The sequence below is a fragment of the Pacificibacter marinus genome, from assembly GCF_018860665.1.
Lineage (GTDB): Bacteria > Pseudomonadota > Alphaproteobacteria > Rhodobacterales > Rhodobacteraceae > Celeribacter > Celeribacter marinus_A.
The window spans coordinates 1-4,928 of sequence record NZ_JAHKPK010000045.1 but is presented as its reverse complement, the minus strand read 5'-3'; the positions used below and the strand labels follow the sequence as shown (position 1 = coordinate 4,928).

Genomic DNA, 4,928 nt, shown 5'->3' with positions numbered 1-4,928 from the left:
TACTATCAAAGTCTTCGTATCCATTAGCACCACCTTGAGCTGACGTTTGCATGAGCATTGGCGCACTGTTTGATGAACTGCCACCAAAACCGCCGCCTCTATTCCTATTCTGAGCTTGGGCTAATCCTTCTTGGTACACTGCATTAGGGTCAGTGCTTCGGAGCGATGCCGTTTGACTACGAACACGCGCAATTTCTGCGAGCATTTCTTTACGAGTCTCAGGGCGAGAACCTGGAGCCGGGGCTGAATTACTGCTGCGCGGAGCTACCGCCTGAACGCCTGTTCTTGCGCTGACAGCTTCTTGTAGCATTTGTAGCTTAGCCATACGGATACGCTGGGCTTCATCATCCATTTCTGGACTATTTAGCGTTGGGTTTTGCGGTGGCGTTGGTGGCAAGTCTGGATTAGCTGGACGAGCTACCGTAACGGCGGTTGTGCTGGCTGTGCTTTCAGCTGTACTTTCTTCCGATTCTTGAACGCCCGCCTCTAAATCAGGTATTACAGGAGGCTGTGCCGCGGGAATAAAACCATCCTCTTGAGTGCCTGCAATTTCATCGGCAAACATTGATGTATTGCCCGCAAACTCTTTTTGTCCTTCTGCTGGCGCATTCTGCTGCTCAGAACGGTCTGCGGCAACTAGCATCATTACCAGTAAAAAAGAGCCAAGCACACCGCCAAGAATCATCACTGGGCGATTATTAACACGGCGAACGCCTGTTTTTTTTGACATGTCACCAGGTGAAGCGTCAGGAGACATTTGATCGTTTTTATCGCTCATATCGAACTACTCCTTACGGACCCAATAACCCATAGGAACAACAGTGCCGTTTTCTTGGGCGTAGGGACGAGTGATTGATTCATTGCCTACCATGACGGTTACTCGGTACATATTTGTGCCAGAGAACTGATCAAACACGTAATAGATAGGCAGGCCAAAACCTTGCTGAACAGGTGTTTTTACCTTTACTTCTGGCGCTGACTCATTAGGTCGCGAGGACGTTCTTTGAGCCGCTTTAGCGGTTTCAGGGTCAAACTCCAAGAGGGCGTAACCTTTATCTCTCAGCCCTCGAACTAAAGCCGTACCAAAAGCATCAGGAGTCGCTTGTTTTATCTCAAAACGAGTCTTAGCAGGTGGATACAATGATGTGATTTGTTCAATAGTATCGTTTGCTATTTTTTGTTGATTCAATCCGGTTGGATTTTCTACAAAGTTCCCATAAGGGGTGTGCGATGCACACCCTACCAAGGCTAGGGAAAAAATTGCTGTGGCAAGTAATTTACGCATGACTATTTGCCCTCTTTGGTAATAGTGATTTTGTCTTGACGGCTACCAACACCAGAGATAAGAATCGCTTTCTTAAACACCGTATCAACGATGTAACGATCTCCTTGAACTCGATAGTTAACCATTTCGGTTTCAGCATCACTGAACCAACCGCCATCATTTCGAACAACTAATAACGTTGGTGCGTCTGCCTGTTGCATTGCCTTTGGCATTTGAATGATGGTCTTGTGACCGTCATTGAACACACGAACAGGCTTCCAAGCGGCTGAGCCAGAAACTTGATAATCAAAAGACAAATCGCCCAGGTATTCTCGCGTAGAAGGGATCGTATTATCTTCTCGATGTTGACGTTCACGGGTTCGAATTGTTTCCCATTTAGCTAAAGCATCTTCGGGATATGTGAAAGACACTTGAGGCATGTACTCTTTGCGGTGTGAACGCAAGCGAATGTGGTAAACACGGCGGTCTGTAGTGACGACTAGACTTGTTTCTAGGCCCACATCCAACGGTTTAATTAACAAGTGTTGTGTTTCCGCTGCACCCGTACCGGAAATTGCTGGTTCGACATTCCAACGAGCGGTATCACCTAACTGAATTGAATTGACGTATTCACCTGGTTGTAAGGCAATATCACAAACTTGCAGAACAGCACATACAACACTTGGTGATTGCGCTCCAAATACATACTGTATCGAACCGTTACGGCCAGAGAACGGGCGAATACCCCCGTTACCATTTCCCGCTTGCCACTTTTTGGCAATAGCCAATGCTTGGCGTTCTTGTTGCGTTAAAGTCGGGTTATTGTTTGAAAAATATTTATCTTCTAGACCGTTCGCATTGGCGATTTTTGCTAGAGAAGGCACTAACAGCGCAGTGCCAAGAATTACAGCTGATAATTGCTTGTTCATAGGTTTAAGCCTCGTAATCATTGCAGGCGTGACCAAGAGAAGTCACGAACGTAAATACCCAGCGGGTTATTGCGCATCTGTTCTTCTGTGGTCTGCGTTGAAGTATCTGCGGTGTAAACAGTAACTAATGCGCGCATTAGAGCGGGTTCACCTTGTTTAACACCTTGTCGGTCTCGTACTGTTTCCACCCAATCGACTTGCCACGTTGTCGGTGTTTGCGGCATGACTGATTTAATATCAATACTTACCATTACCTTCGCGGCACGTTTGAATGGACTTGAATCCGCACTACCGTTTAGCCATTCATTCATTTTTATGGTCGCTGAATCTTTCGGTGATAAATGGGCGTAAACACCAAAAACAGCTTTACGTTGCAAAGCTACGTCTGGAGACACCAAGCGAGCATTTTCAATAAATTTTGAAACCGTCGAACCCATAACTCGCGGGTCAGCCATTGAAGAAGCTGTGACGGGTCCTGCTGCTTGAGCCTGACCTAAGCTGTCCACTTCAACTACGTAAGGGACGAACTTTGATTGACTACCAATGTGAATCACACCACCAACAGCGGCCAACGTAATTAGCAGGGACAAGATCCCCACAACCTGCCAGGTCTGCTTTGCTGAAACCACTGAACCCACATGTTCATTCCAAGTACGGCGGGCAGTCAGATAAGGGTTTTCAGTTTCTTCTTGGCGTTTACCCTGTTTTTCTTCTTTCTCAACGGTCGGTTCTGATTGATAACCTGGCGCGGGATTTTTGAAAATCAGCCCCTTTAGTGTGTCGGAAAAGCTCATTACGCGGCCTCCAAGTAGTTATTAATATTTATGCCTCTGCTTGCTAACCATTCATCAACCCACGTTTCACCATGCTTAGCTTCAAGCTGTTTAATGATTGCTACAGATTCCTTGTCAGAAGCCCCTACAAACGACAATGCAAGCGGGCCAAGAGCTAAGTCATAGAGACGGCGCCCATTTTCCGAAACATAATAGTATTGACGTTTAGGAACCGCGGTTGCCAAAATGTCGATTTGACGGCTATTGAGGCCCATTCGACGATAAAGAGCCGCTGTATCTTCATCACGCGCATACACGTTAGGAAGAAAGATTTTGGTTGCAGTAGACTCGACAATAACGTCTAGGATTCCAGAGTTGGCCGCATCAGACAGACTTTGTGTTGCCATAAGAACCAGACAATTCGCCTTACGAAGAACTTTGAGCCATTCTCGAATTTTTTCACGGAAAGCTGGATGCCCTAGCATTAGCCATGCTTCATCTAAAATAATGACGGACGGTTGACCTTTCAGGCTGCACTCGATACGACGGAATAGGTAAAGCAATACTGGCAGTGCGAACTTCTCGCCCAGGTTCATCAATTCTTCGATTTCAAATGTTGTGAAATCCGTTAAAGACAATCCATCTTGTTCAGAGTCCAATAGATGACCCATAGCCCCATCTACTGTGTATTGGCGCATCGCTTCACGGATATTTTCATCCTGGATTGTTAAGGAGAACTCAGACAGTGTACGCGCACCGCTTTCGTACATACTTTGGATTGCGTTACCAATCTCGTTACGTTGAGCTGGAGTGGTATTAACCCCGTTTAACGCCAAAATGGTATCAATCCATTCCATCGCCCATGCGCGATCTGATTTGCTATCTAAGAATTGCAATGGACAGAACGCTAGGCGGTCATCGTCTGCACCAACAGAAAAATGTAATCCATTGACAGCCTTTGTTAATGGGTACATAGACATACCCTTGTCGAAAGCATAAATAGACATGCCTTTGTATCTGCGCAGCTGAGCTGCGATTAATGCCAAGTGCGTTGATTTACCCGCCCCTGTTGGACCAAACATAAAAGTGTGCCCCAAATCTCGAACGTGCAGGTTTAACCTAAACGGAGTAGAACCACTTGTTACACAGTTCATTAGTGCTGGCGCCAATGATGGATACATTGGGCAAGGAGCCTTATTTGAACCAGTCCAAACAGTGCTTGTTGGAAGCAAGTCGGCCAGATTCATAGTGTTAATTAGTGGACGACGAACGTTTTCGACACCGTGACCTGGCAGGCTTCCCAAGTAAGCATCCAGAGTATTGATAGTTTCTGTACGAGCTGCGAAACCAAGACGGTTTACTGACTTTTCTACTTGGCGGGCAGACTGTTCTAGTCGGTCGCGGTTTTCATCCATTAGGACGACAACGCTTGTGTAATAACCCGCAGCTACAACACCACTACTGATTTCAGCAATTGCGGCCTCTGCATCTTGAACCATTGATAGTGCATCTTGATCTACAGTGCCGTTATTAGTGTTGAAAACCTGATCAAAGAAACCTCTAATCTTCTGGCGCCACTTTTTACGGAACTTGTCTAAATGTCTTAGTGATTCGTGTTGGTCCATGAATATGAATCGTGATGACCAGCGATATTCAACAGGCAATTCAGCAAGAGCAGAAAGCACTCCTGGATATGACTCCATAGGAAAACCTTCAATCGCTACGACCTGAACAAATTTACGACCGACTTTAGGAACAACACCCCCCCACATTTCTTGACCGCCTAAGTACGCATCCAAATACATAGGATTGCTAGGCAATGTCACTGGATGATTAAGGCCCGTAATACAGAACTGTAACCACCCCAAGAAATCATCGTGAGTGATGGTTTTTCCATCTTCATTTGTAATTTTGTTACCACGCAAACGACTCAGATTAACAGCGCTGGATAGACGGTTTTCA

5 protein-coding genes are annotated in these 4,928 nt (G+C 46.0%); all 5 read right to left on the bottom strand.

The features are described from left to right. Nucleotides 1-778: hypothetical protein (locus KO497_RS12785; RefSeq protein WP_436799290.1), on the bottom strand; the 778-nt coding region annotated here is incomplete at its 3' end. A 6-nt stretch (nt 779-784) separates the two neighbouring features. Further along, nucleotides 785-1,285, bottom strand: a complete 501-nt coding sequence (locus KO497_RS12780) for a TrbH protein (RefSeq protein WP_012774852.1) — start codon at nt 1,283-1,285, stop codon at nt 785-787. Between the two features lie 2 nt (nt 1,286-1,287). Next, a complete protein-coding gene (gene trbG, locus KO497_RS12775) occupies nt 1,288-2,193 on the bottom strand; it encodes a P-type conjugative transfer protein TrbG (protein WP_012774851.1) in 906 nt (301 codons plus the stop codon). A 17-nt stretch (nt 2,194-2,210) separates the two neighbouring features. Beyond that, on the bottom strand, nt 2,211-2,987 hold the full coding sequence (locus tag KO497_RS12770) for a conjugal transfer protein TrbF (protein ID WP_012774850.1): 777 nt from the start codon (nt 2,985-2,987) through the stop codon (nt 2,211-2,213). Next, nucleotides 2,987-4,928, bottom strand: a 1,942-nt coding sequence (locus tag KO497_RS12765; RefSeq protein WP_215944358.1) for a conjugal transfer protein TrbE, incomplete at its 5' end; no start/stop codon positions are given. The genes KO497_RS12765 and KO497_RS12770, both read right to left, overlap by 1 nt.

Coding starts and splice junctions, on each gene's coding strand:
- KO497_RS12770 (WP_012774850.1), bottom strand. CDS start 2,987: ATGAGCTTTTCCGACACACTAAAGGGGCTGATTTTCAAAAATCCCGCG.
- KO497_RS12780 (WP_012774852.1), bottom strand. CDS start 1,285: ATGCGTAAATTACTTGCCACAGCAATTTTTTCCCTAGCCTTGGTAGGG.
- trbG (WP_012774851.1), bottom strand. CDS start 2,193: ATGAACAAGCAATTATCAGCTGTAATTCTTGGCACTGCGCTGTTAGTG.